The following is a 26171-nucleotide window of genomic DNA, read 5'->3' as shown; positions in this document are numbered from 1 at the left end:
CCGTATTAATCTATTACCTAAAAATGTTATCATAACTTTCTCAGGGTTTCAAATCAAATAGAGAACAGCAAAAAGTCAGCCAAAACCCAATTTGACTGACTCTTATTTTGGTTATGCTTTTAAGGTTGCATGACTACATGCAAGTAAGGCAATTGGAACACGATAAGGTGAGCAAGAAACATAATTTAAGCCAACCTCTTTAAAGAAAGCAATAGAAGCTGGATCTCCCCCTACTTCTCCACAAACCCCAATCTTCAGATTTGGTTTTGTTTGTCTACCTTTTTCAACTGCAATCCGAATCAAGCTACCCACACCTTCAATATCTAATGATTGGAATGGATCTTGTGGTAAAATCCCTTTACCTAAATACTCTCCCACAAACTTTGCAATATCATCTCTTGAAAAACCATAAGTCAGCTGAGTTAAATCATTGGTTCCAAAGCTAAAGAAATCAGCCTCTTCTGCAATTTGATCCGCAGTTACACATGCGCGCGGAATTTCAATCATTGTGCCAATTGTATAGTTTAATGTCACACGTTCAACCGTTAACACTTCTTCTATTTTCTTAATGAGACTCGCTTTGATGACTTGTAATTCTTTTTTACTACCAATCAATGGTACCATGATTTCTGGTGTGATTTGATGTCCCTCTTTACTGACTGTAATCGCACTTTTAATCATTGCTTCCACTTGCATCTCATAGATTTCAGGATAGGTAACGGCTAAACGACAGCCGCGGTGCCCTAACATTGGATTAACTTCTTCTAGTTCACCAATTCTTGCGCTTAGCTGATCAGGTCGAATGCCCATTTGTCCCGCTACTGTGACAATTTCGTCTTCAGTTTTTGGCAAGAATTCATGTAAGGGTGGATCTAATAAACGAATGGTTACAGCATGTTCTTTGGTCGCTCTAAAAATCGCCTCAAAATCCTGTGTTTGGATTTTTAATAAATTAGCTAATGGGCCTTTTCGTTCAACAAAATCTTTGGCTAATATGAGCTTACGCATATTGAAAAGACGTTTTCCTTCAAAAAACATATGCTCCGTACGAACCAATCCAATACCTGAAGCACCAAAATCTAAGGCTGTTTGAATGTCTCGAGGTGTATCTGCATTTGCGCGAACTTTTAAATCGGAGAAGGCAGGCAACCATTGTAAGAATTCTTTAAACGCTGGATTTTCTCCTGCGACTTGTGTTGGAATCTCGCCTAGGTAAAGCTTTCCTGTTCCACCATCAACAGAAATCACTTCGCCTTCATGAATTTCTCCTTGATCATAAAAGATTACTTTTTCTTGCTCATGAACAATTAATTGCCCACATCCGGCAACGCAACAAGTCCCCATGCCACGAGCCACAACTGCTGCATGGCTCGTCATTCCTCCACGACTGGTGACAATCGCCTCACTCACAACCATTCCTTCAATATCTTCTGGAGAGGTTTCTGAACGAACCAAGATGACCTTTTCGCCTTGCTCTGCTGCTGCTTTTGCTGAAACGGCATCAAAGTAAACTTTTCCTGATGCCGCCCCTGGACTTGCTGGTAAACCTGTAGCGATTAAAGGGGTCTTTTTCTCATTAACTTCATCAAATATTGGATGAAGCAATTTAGAAATCAGTGGTGCATCAATGCTTAAAATAGCTTCTTCTTTTGTAATAAGCCCTTCGTTGACCATATCTACAACAATCTGGATGGCTGCTTGAGCAGTTCGTTTGCCATTTCTTGTTTGTAGTAAATAAAGCTTGCCATTTTCAATCGTGAATTCAATGTCTTGAACATCTTGATAATGTTTCTCTAGTTGTGCTGCTAGTTTTTCAAATTGTTGATAAACAGCTGGCATTTTTGCCTTCAAATCAGCAATTGGTTCTGGTGTACGGATACCAGCTACCACATCTTCCCCTTGTGCATTTAGTAGAAATTCACCAAATAATTTTTTCTCTCCGGTTGCTGGATTGCGTGTAAAGGCAACACCAGTACCACTCGTTTCTCCTGCATTTCCAAAAACCATTGCTTGGATGTTCACTGCTGTACCAAGACTTTCAGAAATTTGATGTAAGTCTCTATAAATTTTTGCGCGTGGATTAAACCAAGATTTAAAAACAGCCTCAACTGCTAATAATAGCTGATCTTCAGCTTGTTGTGGAAAGGCTTCTTTTGTATATTGTTGATAAATTTCTTTGAAGGTTTCAGTTAAAGCCATTAAATCTGTTGCCGTTAAATCGGTGTCATTCTGAACATTTTTTGCTTTTTTTAATTTTTCTAAAGCGTTTTCAAATTTTGCTTTAGGAATTTCTTTTACAACTTCCCCAAACATTTGAATCAATCGACGATAACAATCATACGCAAAACGCTGGTCATTTAATTGTTTTGCTAATGATTGAACAGAATCATCATTTAAACCAAGATTTAAAATCGTATCCATCATTCCTGGCATTGAAAAAACAGAGCCGCTTCTGACTGAAACCAATAAAGGATTTTCATGGTCATCAAATTTTCGATTCATTTTCTCTTCTAAGCTTAAAATGGCAATTCTAATTTGCTTGATTAAGTCTGGTGACATTTTTTCTGCTTCTTTAAAGTAAAGATTACAGGCTGCTGTTGTAATGGTGAATCCTGGAGGGACGGGTAAGCCTAAATTGGTCATCTCTGCTAAATTGGCCCCTTTTCCACCTAATAAACCTTTCATTGAACGGTTTCCTTCTTCAAATAAATAAACCAATGTTGACATTTACGACACTCCTTTGCTTGTTTTAAAGCATTTTCTATTAGTATGTCACTTATTATATAGTATGTCACATTAAGATGCAATAGTTATATATAGTGTGCACTATTAAAAATATCATTTTATTTTACAGTTCAAAAAATAGCCAGCAATCTTAACTTCAAAGATTACTGGCTATTTCTTAATTTATTTTTTCTTCCGCATCATATCAAATGGTTTCACAGGTGCCGCAACTTTTGTTTTGACAATCATCATGGCATTTGGTGCACGATCAATCACTTCTTCATCTTCATTCCACAAAACATCCACTGTTTGTGTAAAGTGTGTAAAGCCTGGACCATAAAATTCAACTTCATCCCCCACACCAAAATTATTGCGTTGCTGAATGGTTGCAATCTGAGTTTCCTCATCATAGGATAAAACTTGTCCAATAAAACCATAAACAGGAATCTTACGGCGTTTGCCAAATAGTTGCTCATCCTCTGTTGGCACCCCATAATAAAAGCCTGTTGAAAGCTCTCTTTGTGCGACTTTCCATAGCTCATCTTCCCATTCCTGATTAAACACATAGTTATCCGGATCGGCACAGTAAGTATCAATTGCTTGACGATAAACATTTGAAACAGTGGACACATAATGAATAGATTTCATCCGTCCTTCAATTTTCAAGCTATCAATGCCATTTTCCACTAATTCAGGAATATGATGAATCATTGACATATCTACCGCACTCATTGAGAAAGGCTCCTCTGTTTCTCCACCAACTAAGGAACGATGCTCCCCTGCATAAGGCATATCAAATAAATCATATTTCCAACGACAAGATTGTGAACAGCCACCGCGATTAGCATCCCTTTGCGACATATGATTAGATAGTACACATCTGCCTGAATAAGAAATACACATTGCCCCATGAATGAAGGCTTCAATTTCAACGCTTGTCTTTTCACGAATCGCTTGAACTTCCTCCATACCAACTTCTCTCGCTAATACAACACGTTCTAGTCCTTCTTCACGCCAAAATTCTAATGTTTCATAATTGGTGGCAGATGCTTGTGTTGATAAATGAATCGGCAAACCAGGTGATTCTGTGGCACAAATTTCAATCAAAGCAGGATCTGATACAATCACTGCATGGATGCCAATATCTCTAAGCGTACGGAAAAATTCTCCAGCACCATCAGCATCCCCTTCATGAGTCACCATATTCGCTGCTACATAAACCTTGGCATGACGCTCTTTAGCAAAAGCAACCCCTTCACGCATTTCATCAAAGGAGAAGTTGCCAGCACGACTTCTTAAGCCATAGGCATCGCCCCCAATATAGACGGCATCTGCCCCATAATGGATGGCGGTTTTTAATTTTTCTAAAGTACCTGCTGGTGCAAGTACTTCTGGTTTTTTGGTAATTGTTCTCATAGCCTTGCTCCTTTTTATTTTACATCCCCTGGATTTTTCACAAAGAACCCTTCATCTAAGCCACGTTCTGCTGGATGCAGTTCGATTAACTGTTGATTCAATATTTCCATCAATGCTGGTGTCCATTTTCCAGCCTCAAAAGCCTCTTTTGCTTGCACAAATAATTGAACAATTGCGACAAATGTGTCTCCTTTAGTATAAATACCTTCCAGTTTCCATTGCGCAAAATCATTGTTGATTAATTTGTCTAACTCTGGCATCAAATTAATATCATTGTCCGCAAAAATATGTGTCCCATTAATATCTTCATAGATAGAATAATGCGTATCCTCTTTTTTTGGTTCAGAAATAAATAAGCCACGTTCTTTAGAAGTATCTTCTTCTTCTTCGATAAAATGAAAATAGTTTTCAACTAAAGGTCGTTTAGATTGATGAATACAAGTTGCACCATAGACCAACATTTCAATTGGGACTTGCACTTGTGGACGAATAATCTGTAGCTCTTCATAGGTTACTTCACGTGCTAAAACAGCACCGACAGCACCTCGATTGACCCAAAAATTAATTTGATTGGCACTCGTTACAAGAATTTGTGCATCATAGACAAATTTTAAAGTCGGTGCCTCCTTTTTCAAAATGCGAATCACACCAGGATCCCCTACTGTCACACGATCAATCTTAATGGCTTCTAATGCCTTTAAGTAAGGTGCAACCTTTTCAATTCTATCCTGATGAAAGAGTGCATTTACCGCCACACAAACTTCTTTATTTGCTTGATGTGCATATGTTGTTAATTCTTCAATTTCTTCAAGTGAAAAGGAATACGGCAAACGAAGTCCATAAAAATCTTCGCCAATATAAAGTGTGTCAATACCGCAGTCAATTAAGGCTTTTCCTTGTGCAACTGATTCAGCTGTAGCTATCAGTTCAATCATTTCTTTCTTCCCCCTTTTTAAGCTCATAGAACAGCCTACCATATTAAGGGAAAACTGCCAATAGGTTTGGGGAGAAAAGAGGGAAAGACTTTGTCTCATAGGATATTAATGAAGGATGATATGATTTTCATCTGTTTCCTATTTTAATTAAAATAGCTATCATAGGTCTGTTTATGTTTCATTTGATTGTTTCGTGGATGATTATTAAAAACATGATTAGATCAAACTCTTATCTACAGGAAATGGCGCTTATGAAAGCAATTATTATAAAAAATTTTCTTAAAGAAATGAATGAAAAAAAGAAATATAATTCTTCTAATCCGTAAGACACTATAAATAAAGTCAATAGACTGCTAGGCTCTCCCAACGTTGCTATTGACTTTATTTATTGGGCATGTCTGTTTGTTGGTGCCCGAGGAACTCACTAAATAGCTAGCACTTTGACTTGTTCCTCGAGCCTTTTCAGCATAACATAACCACCGTTTGCTTTAACATTTGAATTTGTTCTTTCATACCTTTTCTACTTCACCCTCAGAATCTAGCAAAATAGCAGATTAAAAATCCAATTTTTTCATTTAGAGTATTACCCTAGCAGCATGTTCACTCTTAATCTGTATTCTTCATCTTTATCAATCTCAAAAGTTTGATTACTTAATAATTGATTCAAAGCATTAATATCCCAATTATAGGCTGATTGTTCCTCTTCGTTTAAGCCTTCGAGTTTAGATAGATTTTCTTTTCTCTCTAATAAATAATCTGGTATGAAATTTTCTTTTAAACTTAAAATTGAAAGATTTATCATAACTGATACGTAAACTTTATGACTTTTTTTCATCATTAATACAGAGTCTTCAAAAGTTGCGGCTATTGCTTGACTCGGACTAAACCCTTCATCTTCAATAAAATCTTCATAATCTTCTAAAGTTAATTCTTTTGCTTCTAAATAACTGATTTCGCTCATTTTTCCACCTACTTCGTAAATATATTAAGTTCTATATTTGGAAACTTTTTCCTAAATTCTAATATGACATTTGTACAGCTTTGACACGCTGGTAATTCTGTAAACAAATCTATCTTACCAGAAATATTTGGGTCTTTAATTTTAGATGCTATATCTTCCAAAATTTTAACCTCAGTATCATTATATCTTGGAAACTTATCTATGGTGTATGATTCAAAAATTCTATTTTCTGATGAAGGAGAAAAATTACCTAAATCAGCACCTTTACTATTTGGACCATGAATTTTACTATGCGCCATAAACTCATCTGGTAAATCCTTTATTTTAACATCAGCAACAGCCATATTCCCTTGATTTTTCAACTTAGAATTTGGCATTTGGTTCCTAATATTATCAACCCTATTTTGGAAATTCTCAACTTTTTGTGTTTTGGTAAGTCCACTGGCTTTCTCGGGGTGGGGGACTGACTCCCATAAGTACAGAAAAAGAAACGATAAAGTTAAATCGTTTCTTTTTTTAATCATGATTTTTTCCACAATAAATACAGCTAGCTTTTTGTTAGCTATTGACAACTTGATTAGTGAGTTGCTCCTTATTAGTCAAGACTTTACTATCCGACGCCAATCAGATAGCAAAGTGCCTTTTTATTTTTTAAAATGGATTTTCATTTATAATTTTGGCTTTAAGACTTTTACTTGCAATTACTATCGGAGCCGTTTCAAAATCTTCAGCATTAATTTTAAAAATATAGTTGCCTTCTTCTACTTGGTATTTATTGATAATATCCCACATTTCATCACCTTCTACTAACTTAATAAAAGGATTAGAATTGTCTAGCTGCCAAGAAAATAAAGTTGTAACATAAAAAGGATTACCAAAATCAATATTAATAGCCCATTCATCATAACTTACATCTTTTCTACCACCTATAATTACATTACTCGCATTCATTTGAGCAAATTCAAAATCCATCCACATACATTTTTTTAAATATTCATTAATTTTATCTAGTTCATTTATAATTTCATTTTTTTCCATTTTAAATTCTCCTTTTATTAGTTGTTAGTCTGTAGGAATATGAGTATTTTTTGCAGCATCATGATTAAAAAGTGGATTAAGAGTGCCATCTCCATTAAATTCTCTTAACTCACTTTGATGCCACCATTTTCCATTTTTATCCATATACTCCATACCGGACCCTTGTTTTCCTGGGACTGGTTTTGCCTTTCTTGAAACTCTATATATTATTTTAGCATCTGTGTATTTAGGGTCTCCTGGATGTACTCTCACCTCATAATTATAATCACCGTGTATCCATTTCTGTTTCAATTTTTCAGGTACTTTATCTAATCCTTGTTGCTTAAGAGCATCATCTAAGTAGTGTTTTGGTTTTGAAAAATCAGCCCCACTAGTTTTCTCAACCCCACTAACTCCCTTAAACGCATTCAACCCACCAATATCCTTCACTAATTTCCAGCCATCAAAACTAATGGTAGCCACAGCAAGTGCGCCTTTAAATATCCGTTCAAAAATATCTAACTCTCTTCCGGAGCCATCTACTCCTTGAATGGCTTCTTTCATCTCCATTATACCAAATCCAACGCCTAATATGGGGCCAACTACTGGTACAAATCTTAAACCAATAAAAGCTGCATTCACAACAACACCCTTTATCATATCCGCTGTTTGATCATCCAGAGAATGATAGATAAATGCATGGGAATACATCAAGTATTGCTGATAGTCTTCATAGTTTAGCTTTTGTGCTTCTGGTATATCTTTGGTCATTTCTTGCCATAACTTAAATTCTTCTTTAATTGATTACTTTCCGTTTGAAGTATATTTTGTTCACGCTTCAATTGTTATTTTGATACATGCAAAAAAACGGTATTAGTGTTTATTCATTCACTAATACCGTTTCAATAAATATAACTAGAATTTGATTAGTCGGGGGCTATTCTTACTAGTCAAGTCTCTATCTTTTCAAGTCCATTCTAGCAATAGATATTAGTTCTACTAACCCACTTAAATATAAAAACCCATCATTAATACGATATTTTTAGGCTTCTGCCACTTAATTAATGCACATCTTTTCAATACCAAAAAGTAAACTCACTTTTTTATTATTTGTATTGACTTTTTTCTATATTTTTCTGCTAATGTAAAAAGAATTCACCCATTTTTTATTCATAACCAAGTACTATGAGTTTTTCTTTATCTGAAAAAGGTCTTAAAACTTCTTTTTTATCCAATAATTCACTTTGGTAGATATCAAATAAATATAAAATATAAACATCATTTCCATATAATGATAAAAACCAATCTTGCTCATCATTTCCGCATTTTGTCTTATATATTAATTCATTGTTTGTATTAATATATCCACTGTACCATTTTCCTGACTCGTTAGAATATAAAATAGAATTGGAAAATATTTCAGAACCATAAGATAAATAATTGCTTGGGATTCCCACTCTTTTCATTTCTTTTCTTACTAGCTCAATAGTCCAATTTTCTATTTCATGATTTCTACTAGCGATCACATAATTATTAATAAAATACTTATTAATTTGTTGAAGAAACAAATAATTTTCAGCTTCTTCTTTATTAATAAATGATTTTAAAACTTCAGTCTGTATATTATTTTTTCTCTCTAACACATAAAAACAATAACTCCATTTCCCATCTTGTATAGATATTCCATAATGGTTCTCTATTGGGATAGATTCATCTAATCTATTATCAATATATATTTTGTCTTCAGTTACTATTACTTTAATACTTTTTTCATTTAATAGCTTTACAATTTTATTTAAAGTTAACATTAATATTCCTCCTATTCAATTGGAATAATATATCCCCATTCCAATAAATTTTCTACATTAGCCTTAATTAAATTTCCATACCTATCTTTAATTAAAAAATTAGTATAATGCTGAGTTCCTGCACCTGGCTGTCCAAACCATGGTGCAACTTTTCCTGTTGTTGTTTCAAATGGTCTTAAGACTTTATATTTTGTATAAGGCTGTGTTTGCATAAATGGGGGTAATGCTCTGCTTTCAAATGTACTTCCTACTGGTGAAAAATATTGACCACTGCCGTTGCTTCCAATACGATCTATTACATCACCCTTAGCCATACCTACTATATCTGGCCAGTCACTTAAAAATCCATCATTAGCAGGATATCTTGGGGCTCCTGTTACTTGATTAAAGTACAAATCATTGTTATAAATATCTTTATATTTTAAATACAATTCATCTGATGGTGGCCATCCCCAAGAATTTAGTTTAGCCCTCTCGGTACTACTTATAGTTGTTTTTGTCACATGTTCTACATTTTCTGTCCCATATTTTTTCTTAAAATATTTTTCCCATTCTTCTCCTGTCACATAACCTTTGTTATAATTTCCTGTTCCTTTAGCCCCACTAACTCCCTTAAACGCATTCAACCCACCAATATCCTTCACTAATTTCCAGCCACTAAAACTAATAGAAGTCACAGCAAGCGCACCTTTAAAGATCCGTTCAAAAATATCTAGCTCTCTTCCTGATCCATCTACTCCTTGAATGGCTTCCTTCATCTCCATTATACCAAATCCAACGCCTAATATGGGGCCAACTATTGGCACAAAGCCTAAACTAATAACTGCCGCATTCACAACAACTCCTTTTATCATATCCGCTGTTTTATCATCCAGGGAATGATAGATAAATGCATGGGAATACATCAGATATTGCTGGTAGTCTTCATAATTTAGCTTTTGTGCTTCTGGTATATCTTTAGTCATTTCTTGCCACAACTCAAACTCTTCTCTTACTAGTTGATTACTCCTTGTTTGCAATATCGTATTTACTCTTCAATTGTTATTTTTGATACACATAAAAAAACGGCATCAGTGGTTACACACTCACTAATACCGTTTCAATAACTTCACACTCTTCTTGCTGAAATTACTGTACACTTAATAAACATTCAAAAAGACTAGAAAATCCCTTTGAATTTCTGTACAATAAATAAACCTAACTTTTTATTAGCCATTGGCAACTTGATTAGTGAGTTCGCGCTTACTAGTAAAGGCTCTATTTTCTCGATTCCAATCAAGTGGAAGAGTGCCTTTTGATTTTAAAAATATAATTTCTTTAAACTGATACTTGTCACTACTAATTTCTTCTATGAAAATGCTCCTCTAACTAAGTTTTTCTCATTTTCATCTAGACTATCAAATATTTCACTATTTCCTAATTTATTTAATGTTGCAATTGCCACTATCCTAAGTGTCGTTACTCCTAATCCTCTTGATGATATCTCTCTATCATTATTTGCAATTGCTAATACTGTATCAATTACATCTTTACTGTCTATCTTTTCATCACTAATTTCTTTTAATGTCATGTAGACTAAAGAAACACTTTTAGATTCTAAATATTGACATATTTCTTGATTTGAATAATCTTTTGCTTTTAGTTTTTTTTCGATTTTAAATACTGAATTCATATAAACTTCTATCCTTTCATTTAGAGTTAAAATCCATATAATATTTGATTTCGTTCTCTAACATAGTTTTCAAACAATTGGTTCGCTAATGTTTTATTGCCGGCCTGTTCCGCCAACTGTATTTCTTTCATATATGCATTTAACTCAGCTTGTATCCTATTTTTTATTTGATAATTAAATTCATTTCCAGGGAATCCCTTTGCTAAATCATCCAAATAATGCTGTTGCTCGTGTATTAAAGCACTATACGAAGCTTCACCATCTATATTAAGTTGCGGTGGATGGAAATCATTTTTTGGAGCATATCCCATTGTACCATTTGGTTTTTCGACAACTTCTACTCCTTTATTTCTTAAATCATTGATTGAATTTCCCCATTCATTTGGATGACTATTTTTGCCCATTCCTGTGTAAGTTTTAGCTGGATCTGCCATATACTCTCCAAACTCATATGGAACTTTCCTAGAAGGTAATAATTTATCAATTGCACTTTCGACACCCATACGTTGATTGACTGTTTTGCCTTTGGCTACATCATCCCAAAATTGATTATATTTTTTAGCATCTGATGGGCTCATTTCTCCAAATGAACTAACTCCCTTAAACGCATTCAACCCACCAATATCCTTCACTAATTTCCAGCCACTAAAACTAATAGAAGTCACAGCAAGCGCACCTTTAAAGATTCGTTCAAAAATATCTAGCTCTCTTCCTGAGTTTTTTTTTTGCACAAAGCCTAAACTAATAACTGCCGCATTCACAACAACTCCTTTTATCATATCCGCTGTTTTATCATCTAGAGAATGATAGATAAATGCATGGGAATACATCAGGTATTGCTGATAGTCTTCATAGTTTAGCTTTTGTGCTTCTGGTATATCTTTGGTCATTTCTTGCCATAACTCAAATTCTTCTCTTACAAAATTTTCTAGCTCTGTTCCTCCTGATAGTAAATCACTTAACGTTATTTCCGTTTTTGTAAAAGGTTGTTTATTGCCACTACTATCCGTTGTTGTTCCGGTAATACCATATTTATTTTCAGTTGTAAATTGGTTGATATCTAAATCTCTCATTGCCACTGCATAGGTATCAATGTTTTCATAAAAGGGACGGTCTACTTCATGGTATAGGCTGTTTCCTACTGCTGATGAAAATTCTGCTAACCATTTATACTTATCTCTAAACTCTTCATATAATGCTGCATCTGTGTGATCCGTTAAATGAACCACACCATCTACATCATAGGTGTCCACTGCCCGAATGGCTTCATCTACAATGTCAGATAGTTCAATCATTTCTTCTATTAAAGGTCGTCCATAACTGCCATAGCCTGATCCAAGTAACATACCCAAAGCTGCTTCCATTTGTCGCCAATGATTGTCATCATATTGAATGTTCATGTGCTCTGAACCTCATTATTTTGAATCCGCTCTGCCAAGATGCGGTCTTTCTCTGTGACTTTTTCTGTGGTGTAATGAATAAAGGCGTAAAGTCTTGTATAGTCTTCCGCAATTTTATAAATACTTTTGGAAATTTGGGGATAAATATCAATGACTGGCTTGGCTGCTCCTTCTTCATAAAATGTAGTGCTCGCTAATATCTCAATCTGTTCTGCTATTTCGCCATTAAAAATATCTAGTATTTCTTCTAATCTTCTAGATAAATCTAACATTTCTACTGGGTCAATATAAATTTCTGCTTCACTCATTGCTGTCTCACTTCCTCTTTGCTGATTGGAATGTTTAATTCGTCTAATAACCACTTGATGAGCCAATATTGGCTCAGCTGATACACGCGGCTTCCTTGATAGCCATATAGTTTGCCTTCATGTCGTTTGATAAACCAGGTTTCTTCTGTTGGCTGTCTGACTTTTTTTAAGAGTAAGCCACCTTCAAGTGGCAGTTGGTTTAATGCTGCTCTTTCACTACGTGGAACAAGTTTTTTTAAAAAGGTCTGCTCTTCTTCCTCTGCCTCTCTTCTAATGAGGCGAACATTTTGATAGAGTTTGCGGAAATAAGCTTCTTTTGTAGTGATTTCCATCTGAATACCTACTTGATCAGGACTAGATAAAATAATCAGCTCTTGCTCATTGTTAAAGCCGATAAAATCCCCATTTACTACTAAGTATGTTTTACTCTCATGGTATTGTTTGAAGGCATTTAAAATGTAGCCCCCAATAGGTGTGAGCTTACCATTCTTATCCAATAGGCCTTTTGCTTGCATTTGTTGCGTAGCCTTGTGAGCCGCCTCTTGCTTAATCATCGTAAACATTGATAAATCTGGTAACCCATACAGGTTTCCAGCACCGATGACTGAGCAGATAAAATAAAGTTCCTCTAAGCTGAAGACATCTTCTTTTTTCATACTAACTTCCTCACGGCTTCTACTTCATAAAACTGATGGTATTTCATGCAGTCACTTAACAAGGTTTGCAAGGCTTTTTCTTGCAGTGCTGTGGCTTTTTTTAAGCCTTGATGATACTGCTGAATAATATCTAAATAAGACGCAAAAACCTCTTTTGCTTCACCCTGCCATTGAGCAGATGCTACTTCACTTTTTAGCAGATCACACTTTTTCAATGCGTCCTCTACTGCTGCATCTACTCTCAAAGATGCGCGAATCATTTTACTTAATCCTTCACTTTCTACTTTAAAATGTCCCATTGTTTTCACCTCTTTTTTATTGGTTTAATAATTCTTGATAGTGCAAATAGCGGTTATAGCTCTCTGTTCGTGCTGAGCTTAGATGAATGAGGTGAGCGCCTTCCTTACTGATATACTGTTCAAGCTCCTCGTGTAATCCTTTTTGTCTGAAATCAAAATCTAAGCCTGGATAAGCTTGTTGATCAATGACTGGCATCATCGAAATAAATTGTTGATTGGTTTGCTTGATGTGCTGATAGGTTTCTTGATGCCGCTCGATTAACCTATCTAATTTTTGATACAAATCTTCATAATGATTCCTTTTTCCTTCATATTCTTTTTTCTGAATCAAGTCTTCTAACATCAGTAAAATCACCACCTTATTCTTTACACTATCATATTTTTTACAGTTAGATACGCCAAAATAAGAAAGTTCACAAAAATGCCACAACCATATTCCGTACGGAATATAACTGTGACATTTTTGTGAACTTTTTAGTCATTTTTAGTCGTTTTATTGCTTCGTTTTCCTAACCAGAAAGCTCCCCCAACAAAAAGAACTAAAATGATACCGCCGCCAATAAAATAGGGCATTAAATCTATTTTAGGTCGTTTGTCTTGATACGCTGTTTGGTCGTTATATGCTTTTGCATCTTTGGCTTGAATGTTAAATTCTTTCTCTAATTGCCAGGTCTTGCCATTTGAAATGGCGACAATCTCAACACGGTAATCACCAGGCTCAAAAAAGGCTTCATTCATATCAATTGTATAATCAAAATTAGAATTAGGGGCCATTCTAAGTTCATCTGTTACTTGCTCATAAAGTGGGGTCTCTTCTTTTCCTTGATACACTTTTGCTTCAATTCTCAGATTGCTTAACATCGCTGCTTCAGGATTCTGTAAATTCGCTAAGATCACATTACGCCCTAAAGTTTGACTCGCTGACACTTGATTTAAGATTAAATTAGGATGGACTTTTGTCTCTGTTTCAGTCAGCAAAACGCCCACTGTATAAGAAAAATGATTGTCTATTTGGACATTTGTTGCTTGAGCTGGATTTTCTGGGTTATTTTTCTCAATGAAATAAAGACCACCTAAAATGACGCCATCATAGCTTTCAACTGGCATTTTTAATTGAATATCTACAACTTTCACTGCTTTTGGTGGCAAAATAATTGTAGGTTCCACATGAGCTATTTCTGAAAATGATGTGTTTAAGGTTGGATCTAAAGTTGGATTTTCTTGACTATACTCCACCACACCGTTGCCATTTGTAATCGCAGCGTTCGCGGCCATAGCAACTTCAATTTCTCGCTCTGTATCATTGGTAAGCGCCACTTGAATCGTTTGTACTTGACCAGGTGTCATTTTCAAATCAAAATAGGAATGCTCAGCAGTCACTTGATTTTCAGGTAAAATAGCCTGCACAGAAAACCCCATTTCATTCGCACTGGCAGGATTTGCCAAAAATAAACTAAACAATAATATCAGTGCAAAAACAAAAGAATATCTTCTCATTTTCTTCTCTCCTCCAGCTGTCATGACACAAGTCGATTCTGTTCTTTCACTTTTTAACCATTAAAGCCTGGGATAAAACTTTTTCAATTTCATCCCAGACACAATCATTCTCTAAGGTGCGTCTTCTAAATTCCAGGTTAAGGATGTACGATAAGCAACATCTTTCACTTTTGAAGTTGTGAGGGGGACATGTAAAGAAACCCCTTCTACTCCAGCTGTATTATCTGCACCAAAGGCCATTGTCCAAGTCCCCATACCTGTTACAGGTAAAGCAGTGGCAATCGTTGAAGAATTGGTTCCAGTAGGATCTAAACTAGCTGGTAAGGTGACGGGTGCCAACGTTGGACTTAGTAATGAGTTAGTAGTTGCCTTAACCATTTTTAATTGTGCATTCACAAGCTCAGTATCGTTTCCATCTGTTGTTTTAAATTGACCATTTTGTTTCACAGTTAATTTCCAACCAGCATTTAAACCACGTTTATCTGTAATCTGAGCAAAGTTTGGTACTTGCACAACACTTCCAGCTTGTAAGACATTATCTAATTTTGCATAGTAAATCATATCCTCATCATTAATAATCTTGCTGCCAAAATGAAAGTTTGACACATAATCAATACTCAGCGGACCAGCCGTTCCAGGAGTATGTGGATCATTAGGATCTGTCGGGTTAACAGGACTCACGGGTGTGTTAGGATCTGTTGGACTCACTGGATTTGTCGGAGTTGTATCTTGGGTAAAGGTCACATCTGTAATGGAATTCATGGTTCCAGCAATTTCTGCTGAAGCTGAATGACTATTGACTAAAAATCCACCTAATAACGTAGCACTAACCAATAATAAAGTAACTTTCTTTTTCATTTTCTTCTCCCTCTTTCTGTGTGATGATGATTTATTTCACTTCTTTTTAAAGAAGATAAAATTGATTTAAAGTGGTGCATCTGTTAAATTCCATTCTAGTTGTCCTTGATACCTCTGATTGCTTTTAAGCATTGGACCAGGTCCTACCTTTAAGCGAATACCATCTGCTTGCTCCCAGGGAATAATATAAGGCTGATTATCTGGAGCGGTTTGGCTATAAATCAGATTATTTTCTGCATTTAGCACCTTATTCTGTCCATTTAAACCATAAATGATGGCTCCTGGTAATTGCGTGGAGCCAGCTGTTAATGGTTGAATTTCTCTGACATATAAGTTCCATTTATTTTTTTTGACTCGTCCATCATAAATCACAAGATTGCTCGTGGTCGTTGTGCGATTATAAATAGTTGAACTGGTGGGAATCGTTGTCTGTTGAAAACCAAAAGTAGTTGGAACACTCATTAATCTCAGCCTGCCATCACCAACTTCAGTAGTTGTCCCAATTGATAAAGGTGTAATTCCTTGTCCACCACCATTTTGTCCACCAAAAGTAATCTTGTAAGTAAGAGCGGTTGGAGGTGAAATACTGGTAATCGTTGCTGTATATTGAAACTCTAAAGCCTCATTCATGTTTTGTAAGGAATCACTAGTATTCAAATTCTGATAATATAAACTGCTTCCAGATGGACTAGCAGCATCCGCAATCACTTGTGGGACACCTACCAACTGCCTTGTACCATCTACATTGATTTTATATAAACTCATATCCGTTACATTGACTAACCCTGCAGGAATGTGACTCGTTACCGTTTGATGATCCCAAATCGCATGGGCATTTTGCAGTGTCACTTTGGTCACATATTTGATAGCTTGTCCTGTGACGGCATTTGGTGCTGCTTCCCACTGGTCATTTCCATTCCTACGATAAACTGCCAAGTCTAAAATAAATGAAGGCTTGTTAAATTGAACCGTTGCTGTGACGGGTGCTGTAGAAACCAGTAAATAACCATCTCTTGAGCTATAACCATTAACGGTGACTTGAACGGTATCTCCCCCCTTTAAAGGCGGAAGGTTTGCTACTTGGTAATGACCTTGTGAATCAACTGGAACGGTATAAGTTGTCAGCGCATTTTGATTGATGACAACCACTGCTTGATAATTGCCTATCACCGTTTGATGAGACAATCCACTAATGGCTGTTGCTCCTGCCACTAGACTTTGAATTGTCGGAGTAGCAAGTGGCCATACGACTGTTGTAATAGCGCTTATCTGACTTTCATATAAATCGGCATTGCTTTTGGAAGTGGCGCGCACAATGCCTGTTATTTGATCCTCATATTCTAAATTTGTTTTGGTTGTCACATGAAAACTTCCAGTAGCATCAACTGGAATATTGGGATAACTGGTTGTGATGCCTGTAGTGGTTTTCGTTGTGAGATCCACGGTGTAAGTGTAGCCACTATTTTGTGTTTGATTGATAGTTCCATTGATTTGATTGGTTTGATGAAGCACTGGACTACTCACTACTGGTGGGATTACATTTAAGACTGGACAATTTCCTAGACTCATTGATTTAAGGGAAATAGCGCCTGTTTTAGCATTTCCTGTTGTAAAATCAATCAATCCATATAGGGAAAGAATATTGCCTCTAATCACATAATTTTGACCATTTGTTGCAGGTGGAATCGCAATCCCTTTTTTGTAAAGTGCAACTGGGTCAAAGCTTAAATTCACATTCCAGCTATTAAGCAAGGATAAGGTTAAAAATGAGCTTGGAAAAGTAAAAACAACCGCATTCTTTGTTACATCATAGACCATACTGACATTACTATTGGTTGCCTGAATTGGATAGGTTTGGTTCCCCAATAGATTTAAAGGATAGGTAACGCTTCCAGTTAAGCTTTTTAAAAAAGCTGCTTGCTTTGTTGGACTATTATTAATTTGTGAAGCAACTTCTTCTGGTATTTGAATGGCAATCACAGGTGTATCATTAATCGCTAATGAAAGAATCAATGAGTAAGAATAGTTAATGCTGACAATATTCTGATTACAAGCCCCATTTGTAAAGGTGCCAGCAATACTACTGTTGCCTAGTGCTAATGCTCTCGTGTCTGGTTCAAGCTGGGCGACAGCCTCTACGTTATTTTCCAGTTTAGGGATAACCTGAGCTTCTTCCTCTGTTGGAATAATGGCACACCCACCATTTTGTGGTGTATCTTGTATGTCACTTGATAAATTAGGTTCCGCTAGCTGTTCAGCTTCTGCAAAAACAGGAAGCATTAAAGGCACAAAAATAGCGAAGAAAAAAAATAAAATTGTTACCGCTTTAAAAATTATTTTCCTTTTCATTTTTTATCCCTCCAAATGCCTGTTAAATAGAATATCTAGGTTCCTATTTTCGCTACAGTTTCTTTCCATTTATCTATTTCAAGTTGATTGTAGCTTATCTATTCATCTTTTGCACTTTTTTAACACTTTAATGGTAAAAATTTGTTTTTATGATGGTTTTATGTAATAATGTTCGATTGAAGTAATTAGCACGTTTGAGGAGGGAAAGAATGAAGCGTTGGAAAAAAATCTGTCTGTCTATTTTGATCATCTTATTTCTTTTGATTGGACTCGCTTATGGTGCCCTTCGTTATTTTACTTATGGCGCAAGCTCAGAAGCACAGCAAGCCTTAACAGCAACTACTGAAATCAGCATTACGGAAACAAATGACGTCATTATTTTGAAAAACACTAAAAAACAAACCACCTTACCTGCTGTTATTTTTTATCAAGGGGCATTAGTTGAAGCTGAAAGTTATAGTCTTTGGGCAAAAGAATTGGCAGCTGCTGGCTATCCTGTTTATCTTTGTAAGCAACCTTTAAATTTACCAATTTTAGCAACTGATTTTGCTCAAAAAGTGATTAAAAAATATGAGATACAAGATTATGTCATTGGCGGGCATTCACTAGGAGGAACAGCTGCTAGTCGTTATGCTGCAGAACACTTGCAGGATCAACATTTAAAAGGCGTCTTTTTCTTAGCTAGCTATCCAGATACTAAAGGGGCAATTGCTGATACTAAGCTAGCAGTTCTTTCTTTAACAGGAACTGAAGATGGGGTCTTAAATTGGGAGAATTATCAAGAAAGCAAAACCCTTTTACCGCAATCAACTATTTTTCATCAATTGCCTGATGGAAATCATGCTGGTTTTGGTAGCTATGGTCCACAAAGAGGCGACAATGATACTATTTTGGCGGATGGGCAGCAACAAGGATGGATTGCTAAGGAAATGCTGGATTGGCTTCAGCAAGCAGTCAACAAAAAAAGTTAACCCAATGGGTTAACTTTTTTCTGTTTCTGATGGTTTTTTAGGAAATTGTAGGATAAAGGTTGTTCCTTGATTGCTTTCACTTGTGACCTCAATCGTTGCACCATGCAGTGTCATAAGCTGTTGCACAATTGCTAGACCCAAGCCTGATTCACCATATTTCGTATTTTTGCGTGAAGGATCTGCCTTATAGTAACGTTCCCAAATGTTTTTTAATTCCGTTTCATTCATTCCAATTCCTGTATCTTGGATTTCCAACCTCACAGCTGTATCGTTTTCTGTAGCTGATAATGTAATTTCACCATCTTTTGTAAACTGAATGGCATTTTGGACAATATTCACAACAATTTGAATAAAGCGGTCATAATCTGCATAAACCTTAAGCCTTGGATCAACCGCCAATTTAATGATATTCCCAGAATCAGCAGCCTTCTGCTCTAATTGTTCCCCAATAATATCTAGTGTATCTTTTAAATTAAAGTGTTGTTTATTTAAAACAATTTGATTGGAGCGAATATTTTCATAATCAAGATTTTCATTCACCAAGCGGATTAGCCTTCTAGTTTCATTTTGCATCAATGTAATACTTTTTCCTTTTTTATCCTCAGGAATCATATCATGCTCTAGTCCTTCTAATAAGCCATTAATCGTTGTCAGCGGCGTACGCATCTCATGAGCTGCATCTGCCATAAACTGCCTTCTTCTATTTTCTTGACGCTCTATCTCTTCATGAGAGGCCTTTAAATTCGTTACCATTTGATTAAAGTCTCCAGATAATTCATCAAACTCATCTTTTCCTTTATCTTCTAATTGAATTTCAAAATTTCCTTCTGATATCTCATGTGTTGCTTTTCGCATCCGGTTAATACGCTTCACTTGATACTTAGCAAAAATAAAGCTAAGAGCTGCTGCGCCTAAGCTAGAAAGAGAGATGGCAATAATAAAATTTCGTTTTAATTGCGTTAAGCTTTCTTCAATACCACTCAAAGGTTCAGATGCAGCAATCCCACCTAAAAATTCCCCATCAACAACATAAGGTATCACAATAAAAGCATATTTTCGTTCTTCTTCTTTGCGAATGGAGACATTTTTACCATTCTCTAGTTTTTCCCAATCATCTTTAGATAATTTTAAAGTAAAAGCTTCTTGGTAATTAGGGTAAGTCAGCTCTTTATCCTCATTAAAAATATAAAAAGCAACGCCTTGATTTTTTAATAAACGCTCTGCACCTGCAACCGTTTCTTTATGAAGTCCACCACTATTCTCCACAATGCTCAACAACGAATCAGCGTAACCAAATAATTGCGCTTCTGTACTTTCATAAACTGTATCTGTTGTCGTTTTAAAAAAAGCCAATGTGACAATTCCAAACCCTGCCATCACAATAATAAAGGATGTTAACATTTGTTGATATAAATATCTCATCTAACTCTCATCTCCAGCATCATCAAACTTATACCCAACACCCCAAACCGTTTGAATGAGTTGACGTCCACTTGTTTCAATTTTTTGTCGTAATTTTTTAATATGAGCATCAACAGTTCGTTCGTCACCATAATATTGATAGTCCCAAACTAAACTTAATAATTGTTCTCTTGAGAAAACTTGCTTTGGATTTTTACTTAATGTATACAATAACTCAAATTCTTTGGGTGTTAAGCCCTCAATTAAATAATCATCAATATAAACTTCTCTTGTTTTTGTACTTAATTTAAAATGCTTTGTGACAATATCAAAAGCTTCTTCTGCTGCTGTTTTGACAGGATCTGTTGTGAGTAAATCAGCACGCCGGTGTAAGGCCTTGATACGGGCAATTAATGTCAGCGGACTAAAAGGCTTCGTAACATAGTCATCTGCACCAATTTCTAAGCCAATCACTTGATCACTTTCTGAATCTTTTGCAGTGAGCATAATAATTGGAACGGTTGCTGACACTTTACGCATTTCTCTACAAATTTGCATCCCATCCATTGAAGGCAAATTTAAATCTAAGGTCACAATATCCCATTCATCTGGGCAAGCTAAAAAGGTCTCTAGCCCTTCTTTACCATCTAATTTAAAAGTAGCATCCCAGCCTTCTTTTGAAAAAAACATCTCCATCATTTCACTTACTGAAACATTATCCTCTATCATTAATAGTTTCATCTGCTCACCTCATCATTTTCTACTACTCCTATTTAGTATTATACTATGCTTCGTCTCACAAAAAAAGAAAGGGGGCATAAAGACTTAAAAAGATGCTACTTTCTTCATAAAAAATTCATGATTGAATAAAAAAACACAGACCACTTGGCCTGTGCTTCATTTATTTTTTTAGTCTAAGATTGTTACTTGAACTGTGCGCATTCCCCAACCATAACATGCTGCTACAGATGAAAAGTGAACATCAATTCTATTACCACTAATTGCGCCACCGGTATCTCCAGCAATGGCTTCGCCATAACCTTCAACGTAAACACGTGAGCCTAATGGAATCACACTTGGATCTACTGCAATCACTTGTGGATTAACTGATAAATCAATTCCTAATGAAGTGAAGCTGCTTAATCCTGGTTGCGCATAGCTATAAGCTGATGCACTAACCGTTACGGTAGTACCTGATGTTGGTGCTACTGGTGTTCCAACTGGAGCTGTTGCTTGTTGTTGCGCTTGAGCCTCTTCTTGAGCCGCTACTTCTTGCGCTTGAGCTTCCGCTTCTTCTTGAGCAGCTTGTTCTGCTGCTGCCTGAGCTTCTGCTTCTTGAGCTGCAACTTCTGCTTCTCTTTGTGCTTGATAAGCCGCTACATCATGATAGGTTTTGAAAACAACGATTTGTCCAGGTTCAACAACTGTCGCTGCATCTACCTCTTGATTCCATTTGTGTAGCTCATTAGCATCTACTTCAAATGTTGCCGCAAGGCTTTCAAGAGTATCTCCTTTTTGTACTGTATATGAAACCAATGGTTTTGGTTCTTTTACGCCTTTTGAATCTTTATTATTCATTTTTTCTGTTGCTGTCAATTCGTTTAAGTTCACCATTTTTGTTTCAAATGACTGGTCTGGTGTTTCCCCATTAAATAGTTGACCAATTTCTGTCACTGTGTTTGTTTGTGTTTCATTCTTATCTGACACTGTTTCACCTGTTGCAGCAAATACTGTAGATACACTAGCACCAATGGCTAACATGCCAACTACTGCAGCTGATACGATTGTCTTTCTCATAAGAATTATTCCCTCCCTTTATCTTACCTGAAAAATCTTAACATTTAAAAAACTATGTTAGGTTACTAGGTAGTTAAGGGTGTGTGACTTAAAAGGCGATTTCACAGTTTTTATTGTTACATTCGTAATGATTCTGACAATTCTAAAAAAATAATTTTAGAATATTTTTCAATAAAACACTTAATAAACGGCTTAAAACACTGATATAAAGCCAATGATAAAAAATGGGAATTTTTGATTTTTTTAGTGAATCATTTTCTAAAAAAAGTTTTTTCTATAAATTTTGTGAAATTCTGTTACAACAATTCATAAAAAACTAGTCCTTTAGACCCATTTTTCTCTCATAATGGGCAAATATTCCCCATTAAACATGTTTTATTACACATTTTTAACAAGTAATACACCCTTTTTCTAGCAAAAAGAACGTTAAATAAGCATTTATTCACTTTTTTTAGGTTGTAAAAATTGAATTTCTTCTATTATATACTCTAAAGAAAATATTTTTTCATCCTGTTTATTCATGTAAGTGCGGGATTGAATTCTGCCTGTGGTTCCAACTAGCATTCCTTTTTCACAATGGTCTGCGATGACAGTTGCAACACTTCCCCAAGCAATAACGGGGATAAAATCGGCCGTTTGATGGTGCTCATTTTTAAATCTTCTTCTGACAGCTAGTGTGTTATTTAAGACAGGCTTATTTTCAGTTGTGAAATTTAAGGTTACCTCTCTTACAAAACGACCTATCATTGATACTTGATTCATCTTTCTCACCTCCTATTAGATAATTTACGTAAATAAAGCTAAAAGGCATTAAAAAAAGAAGACAAATTTGTCTTCTTTTCTCACTTATTTAGTAACAACTGCAAACATCATGTCTACTTCACAGGCAAGCTCTCCAGCAACAGTTGCTGTGCCAGTCGCTTTTGCAATACTGCCACGATATCTTGTAATGTTCACTTCTAGTTGTAAAACATCTCCAGGACGTACTTCTCGTTTAAATCTTGCACGATCAATACCAGCAAACATACCTAGTTTATTTTCTGGATTGCCACCAGCAAATAAGCAAAGACCTGCTGTCTGCGCTAAGGCTTCAATGATTAAAACACCTGGCATCACTGGGTAATCAGGAAAGTGTCCTTCAAAAAAGGGTTCATTTGCACTGACATTTTTGAGACCAATTGCTGTTTGTCCCTCTGTTACTGATAATAGTTTATCCACCAATAAAAATGGATAACGATGGGGTAATATTTTTTTAATTTCGTCTATATTTAATTCCATTTCGCACCTCTTTTAGCATCTAGTGCTAATAGTTTATCATATTTATCAGATAAAAAAAAGAGCGGAAATAGCAAAAGCTATTTTCCACTCTGAAAATATTCCATAATATGAGACCATGTACTGGAATTGAAAACTTCAGTTGCTTTTCCATCTCCAAGAACACCATAGCCAATCATCAAACCAGCAATGACTAACAAAATAAAACTTACAATAAAAGCCAAAATTTTTAATGGTACAGGAATTAAAGCAATTTTTATTTTTTTTCCTTGTTGTTCTACTTCACTCATTATTTGTTCACCTCAAAAGAGTTCCTAACTTAGCGACGTCTTTTATTCATATTCTCTAATAAAATCCCTGTTCCTAACGCAACAGCATCTAATGGCTGATCTGAAACAAATACAGGTACTTTTAATTGTTCAGAAAGTAACTGATCAATCCCATTTAGTAATGCGCCACCACCAGTTAGAATAATGCCTCGGTCAATAATATCCGCAGCTAATTCTGGAGGTGTTTGTTCTAACACATCTTTTGCTTGTTGGACAATTAATGCCATTGATTCATGTAAAGCACTTTCTACTTCTTCAGAGGAAATAGTAATGGTTCTAGGAAGACCACTCACTAAGTCGCGGCCACGAACTTCAATTGTTTCACTTTGATTTCCTGGGAAGACAGTACCAATTTCCATTTTAATGGTTTCAGCAGTCCGTTCACCAATTAATAATTTATAGTTTGTTTTAACATAGTTAATCAGTTCAGTATCTAATTTATCTCCAGCTAATTTTAAAGAACGGCTCGTTACAATATCTCCCATTGATAACACGGCAATATCAGTTGTTCCGCCGCCAATATCAATGACCATATTTCCACTTGGTTGGAAAATATCCATACCTGCTCCAATTGCAGCAACTTTTGGTTCCTCTTCTAAGAACACATTTTTTCCACCACTTTTTTCAGCTGCTTGGCGAATAGCTTTTTGTTCAATAGAAGTAATATTTGTTGGACAACAAATGAGGATACTTGGCTTAGATAAAAATCCTTTTACATTTAAACTGTCAATAAAATGAGAGAGCATTGCTTCTGTAATATCAAAATCTGCAATCACACCATCTTTTAATGGACGAATCACACGAATATTTCCTGAAGTACGTCCTACCATTCTATATGCTTCAGAACCAACGGCTAGTACGCGTCCAGTCGTCGTATCAATTGCAACAACAGATGGTTCATTCAATACGATTCCTTTTCCTTTTACATGTATCAACACATTAGCTGTGCCTAAATCTACCCCAATATCTTTCGCCATTACCTTGTTCTCCTCCCAATATCGTTACAGTCTCTTTTAGTTCTGTCAAAGCAGAACCATCTAATTTAAAATTATACCATAGTTCGAAAAAATCTGAAATAACTATTTCTATTAAATTTTTACTAAAAAATAAAACAAAATAAGAAAAAAGGAAGATTTTCCTCTTTTCTTATTTTGTGTTTTAAGCAAATATTTTATCAAGACTACCTTTTTCTTCAATCACCATACTATCTACTCGTTCAATATCAGCACCTAATTGCTGTAATTTTTTATGGAATTCAAAATAGCCTCTATCTAAATATTCTAAATGTGTAACGGTTGTATAACCAGCTGCGCAAAGGCCAGATAGAATGAGCGCTGCAGCTGCACGTAAATCTGTTGCTGCTACCTCTGCTCCTTTTAATGAAGTAGGACCTTCAATAATTAAAGATTGTCCCTCTACTTTAAAATTAGCATTCATTCTTCTTAATTCTTCCATATGCATGAAACGATTTTCAAACACAGTTTCAGTCATCATGCTTGTTCCTTGAGCCATTAATTGAATAGCAGTCATTTGCGCCTGCATATCCGTTGGGAAACCTGGATGTGGCATTGTTTTAACATCTGTGGCTATTAATTTCTCAGGTCCAATCACACGAATCCCATTTTTTTCTTCAACAATTTCTACACCCATTTCCTTTAATTTAGAAATAAGGGGTAATAAGTGCTCAGTCAAAGCATCTTCAACTAGAACATTTCCTTGTGTCATTGCAGCAGCAACCATAAAGGTGCCCGCTTCAATACGGTCTGGAATAATTGAGTGTGCAGTACCATGTAAAGCGGTTACCCCTTCAATACGGATACTTTCAGTACCTGCACCTTTCACATTTGCGCCCATTTTATTCAAATAGTTTGCTAAATCAACAATTTCAGGTTCACGCGCTACATTTTCAATAATGGTTGTTCCCTCAGCAAGGGTCGCAGCCATCATAATATTTTGTGTCGCACCTACGCTTGGGAAATCAAGATAGATTCTTGCGCCAACTAGTTTTTCAGCGAAGGCTTCAATATAACCATTTTCAATCATGACCTTAGCACCCATTGCTTCAAAGCCTTTTAAATGCAAATCAATCGGACGTGTGCCAATTGCACAGCCACCTGGTAAAGCCACTTTTGCATGACCTAAACGCGCTAATAATGGTCCCATAACAACAATTGAGGCACGCATTTTACTTACGTATTCAAATGGTGCTTCATATTCTAATTCCTTTGTTGCGTCTAATGTAACTTCATTTTTTGCTGTATCAAACTGGACAGCTAGATTTAAATGTTGTAAGACTTCATTAATTGTATAGACATCTGATAATGTTGGTACATTTGTTAATTGACTTTTTCCTTCACTTGCTAAAATAGCAGCTGCTAAAATAGGTAAAACGGCATTTTTAGCGCCCTCAACTTTAACTGTTCCTTTCAGGCTTTTCCCACCACGAACAATTATTTTTTCCATGATTATCCCTCCGAAGATTGTTTGCTTCCATAATC

General features: G+C 35.7%; 27 protein-coding genes. 1 reads left to right on the top strand and 26 read right to left on the bottom strand.

The window, feature by feature from the left end:
* Positions 1-111 precede the first annotated feature (111 nt).
* The 18 genes from ppdK to BMW29_RS00945 all read right to left on the bottom strand — a co-directional run bounded on the left by ppdK (position 112) and on the right by BMW29_RS00945 (position 17900).
* The gene (gene ppdK, locus BMW29_RS01030) at positions 112-2727 is read right to left on the bottom strand and encodes a pyruvate, phosphate dikinase (protein WP_092649360.1); all 2616 of its coding nucleotides are present in this window, start codon (positions 2725-2727) and stop codon (positions 112-114) included.
* 180 nt (positions 2728-2907) lie between these two features.
* The gene (locus BMW29_RS01025) at positions 2908-4140 is read right to left on the bottom strand and encodes a peptidase U32 family protein (RefSeq protein ID WP_092649358.1); all 1233 of its coding nucleotides are present in this window, start codon (positions 4138-4140) and stop codon (positions 2908-2910) included.
* 14 nt (positions 4141-4154) lie between these two features.
* Positions 4155-5075, bottom strand: coding sequence for a peptidase U32 family protein (locus BMW29_RS01020; RefSeq protein ID WP_092649357.1), 921 nt, complete (start codon positions 5073-5075; stop codon positions 4155-4157).
* Between the two features lie 583 nt (positions 5076-5658).
* Entirely contained in the window at positions 5659-6036 is a 378-nt protein-coding gene (locus tag BMW29_RS01015; protein ID WP_092649356.1) for a hypothetical protein, read from the bottom strand.
* Between the two features lie 8 nt (positions 6037-6044).
* Positions 6045-6560 carry a deaminase domain-containing protein gene (locus BMW29_RS01010; RefSeq protein WP_092649689.1) on the bottom strand — a complete coding sequence of 172 codons (516 nt, stop codon included), beginning with the start codon at positions 6558-6560 and terminating at the stop codon, positions 6045-6047.
* Positions 6561-6687: 127 nt separating this feature from the next.
* A complete protein-coding gene (locus tag BMW29_RS01005; protein ID WP_092649355.1) occupies positions 6688-7074 on the bottom strand; it encodes a hypothetical protein in 387 nt (128 codons plus the stop codon).
* Between the two features lie 24 nt (positions 7075-7098).
* Positions 7099-7824 (bottom strand): hypothetical protein, encoded by a 726-nt coding sequence (locus BMW29_RS13945; protein WP_177165625.1) that lies wholly within the window; start codon positions 7822-7824, stop codon positions 7099-7101.
* Between the two features lie 395 nt (positions 7825-8219).
* On the bottom strand, positions 8220-8861 hold the full coding sequence (locus BMW29_RS00995; protein WP_092649354.1) for a hypothetical protein: 642 nt from the start codon (positions 8859-8861) through the stop codon (positions 8220-8222).
* An 11-nt stretch (positions 8862-8872) separates the two neighbouring features.
* Complete coding sequence (locus BMW29_RS00990; RefSeq protein WP_143047318.1) at positions 8873-9826, bottom strand: TNT domain-containing protein; 954 nt, start codon at positions 9824-9826, stop codon at positions 8873-8875.
* A 383-nt stretch (positions 9827-10209) separates the two neighbouring features.
* Complete coding sequence (locus BMW29_RS00985; RefSeq protein WP_092649352.1) at positions 10210-10533, bottom strand: hypothetical protein; 324 nt, start codon at positions 10531-10533, stop codon at positions 10210-10212.
* Between the two features lie 26 nt (positions 10534-10559).
* Entirely contained in the window at positions 10560-11933 is a 1374-nt protein-coding gene (locus BMW29_RS14050; RefSeq protein ID WP_218139622.1) for a hypothetical protein, read from the bottom strand.
* Positions 11930-12241 carry a hypothetical protein gene (locus tag BMW29_RS00975; RefSeq protein WP_092649351.1) on the bottom strand — a complete coding sequence of 104 codons (312 nt, stop codon included), beginning with the start codon at positions 12239-12241 and terminating at the stop codon, positions 11930-11932. Before BMW29_RS00975 ends, BMW29_RS14050 begins: the two co-directional genes overlap by 4 nt.
* Positions 12238-12897 carry a DUF5081 family protein gene (locus BMW29_RS00970; RefSeq protein ID WP_092649350.1) on the bottom strand — a complete coding sequence of 220 codons (660 nt, stop codon included), beginning with the start codon at positions 12895-12897 and terminating at the stop codon, positions 12238-12240. The genes BMW29_RS00975 and BMW29_RS00970 overlap by 4 nt, the downstream gene beginning before the upstream one ends.
* On the bottom strand, positions 12894-13196 hold the full coding sequence (locus tag BMW29_RS00965; protein WP_092649349.1) for a WXG100 family type VII secretion target: 303 nt from the start codon (positions 13194-13196) through the stop codon (positions 12894-12896). The genes BMW29_RS00970 and BMW29_RS00965 overlap by 4 nt, the downstream gene beginning before the upstream one ends.
* Positions 13197-13212: 16 nt before the next feature.
* Positions 13213-13539 carry a hypothetical protein gene (locus BMW29_RS00960; RefSeq protein ID WP_092649348.1) on the bottom strand — a complete coding sequence of 109 codons (327 nt, stop codon included), beginning with the start codon at positions 13537-13539 and terminating at the stop codon, positions 13213-13215.
* A gap of 131 nt (positions 13540-13670) precedes the next feature.
* Entirely contained in the window at positions 13671-14693 is a 1023-nt protein-coding gene (locus BMW29_RS00955) for a WxLIP family cell surface protein (protein ID WP_177165624.1), read from the bottom strand.
* A 111-nt stretch (positions 14694-14804) separates the two neighbouring features.
* Entirely contained in the window at positions 14805-15551 is a 747-nt protein-coding gene (locus BMW29_RS00950) for a WxL domain-containing protein (protein WP_092649346.1), read from the bottom strand.
* Positions 15552-15617: 66 nt separating this feature from the next.
* Complete coding sequence (locus BMW29_RS00945; RefSeq protein WP_092649345.1) at positions 15618-17900, bottom strand: carboxypeptidase-like regulatory domain-containing protein; 2283 nt, start codon at positions 17898-17900, stop codon at positions 15618-15620.
* A gap of 209 nt (positions 17901-18109) precedes the next feature.
* Here BMW29_RS00945 and BMW29_RS00940 point away from each other — a divergent pair, with 209 nt between their 5' ends.
* Entirely contained in the window at positions 18110-18871 is a 762-nt protein-coding gene (locus BMW29_RS00940) for an alpha/beta hydrolase (protein ID WP_092649344.1), read from the top strand.
* A gap of 9 nt (positions 18872-18880) precedes the next feature.
* On the opposite strand, the gene BMW29_RS00935 is transcribed toward BMW29_RS00940, so the two are convergent.
* The 8 genes from BMW29_RS00935 to murA all read right to left on the bottom strand — a co-directional run bounded on the left by BMW29_RS00935 (position 18881) and on the right by murA (position 26136).
* Positions 18881-20293 (bottom strand): sensor histidine kinase, encoded by a 1413-nt coding sequence (locus tag BMW29_RS00935; protein WP_092649343.1) that lies wholly within the window; start codon positions 20291-20293, stop codon positions 18881-18883.
* Positions 20294-21013, bottom strand: coding sequence for a response regulator transcription factor (locus tag BMW29_RS00930; RefSeq protein WP_092649342.1), 720 nt, complete (start codon positions 21011-21013; stop codon positions 20294-20296). It lies immediately after the preceding gene.
* Positions 21014-21181: 168 nt separating this feature from the next.
* Positions 21182-22069, bottom strand: coding sequence for a 3D domain-containing protein (locus tag BMW29_RS00925; protein ID WP_092649341.1), 888 nt, complete (start codon positions 22067-22069; stop codon positions 21182-21184).
* 438 nt (positions 22070-22507) lie between these two features.
* Positions 22508-22831, bottom strand: a complete 324-nt coding sequence (locus BMW29_RS00920) for a single-stranded DNA-binding protein (RefSeq protein WP_092649340.1) — start codon at positions 22829-22831, stop codon at positions 22508-22510.
* A gap of 84 nt (positions 22832-22915) precedes the next feature.
* Positions 22916-23347, bottom strand: coding sequence for a 3-hydroxyacyl-ACP dehydratase FabZ (gene fabZ, locus BMW29_RS00915; RefSeq protein ID WP_092649339.1), 432 nt, complete (start codon positions 23345-23347; stop codon positions 22916-22918).
* A 77-nt stretch (positions 23348-23424) separates the two neighbouring features.
* Positions 23425-23634, bottom strand: a complete 210-nt coding sequence (locus tag BMW29_RS00910; protein WP_218139621.1) for a DNA-directed RNA polymerase subunit beta — start codon at positions 23632-23634, stop codon at positions 23425-23427.
* 29 nt (positions 23635-23663) lie between these two features.
* On the bottom strand, positions 23664-24650 hold the full coding sequence (gene mreB / locus BMW29_RS00905) for a rod shape-determining protein MreB (protein WP_092649338.1): 987 nt from the start codon (positions 24648-24650) through the stop codon (positions 23664-23666).
* A gap of 181 nt (positions 24651-24831) precedes the next feature.
* Positions 24832-26136: a UDP-N-acetylglucosamine 1-carboxyvinyltransferase gene (gene murA / locus BMW29_RS00900; RefSeq protein WP_092649337.1), complete on the bottom strand. Its 1305-nt coding sequence runs from the start codon at positions 26134-26136 to the stop codon at positions 24832-24834.
* Positions 26137-26171: the final 35 nt, after the last annotated feature.

The organism is Isobaculum melis (assembly GCF_900111355.1).
GTDB classification, from domain to species: domain Bacteria; phylum Bacillota; class Bacilli; order Lactobacillales; family Carnobacteriaceae; genus Isobaculum; species Isobaculum melis.
The sequence above is the reverse complement of the archived record's forward strand: the minus strand, read 5'-3'. Positions and strand labels throughout refer to the sequence as shown.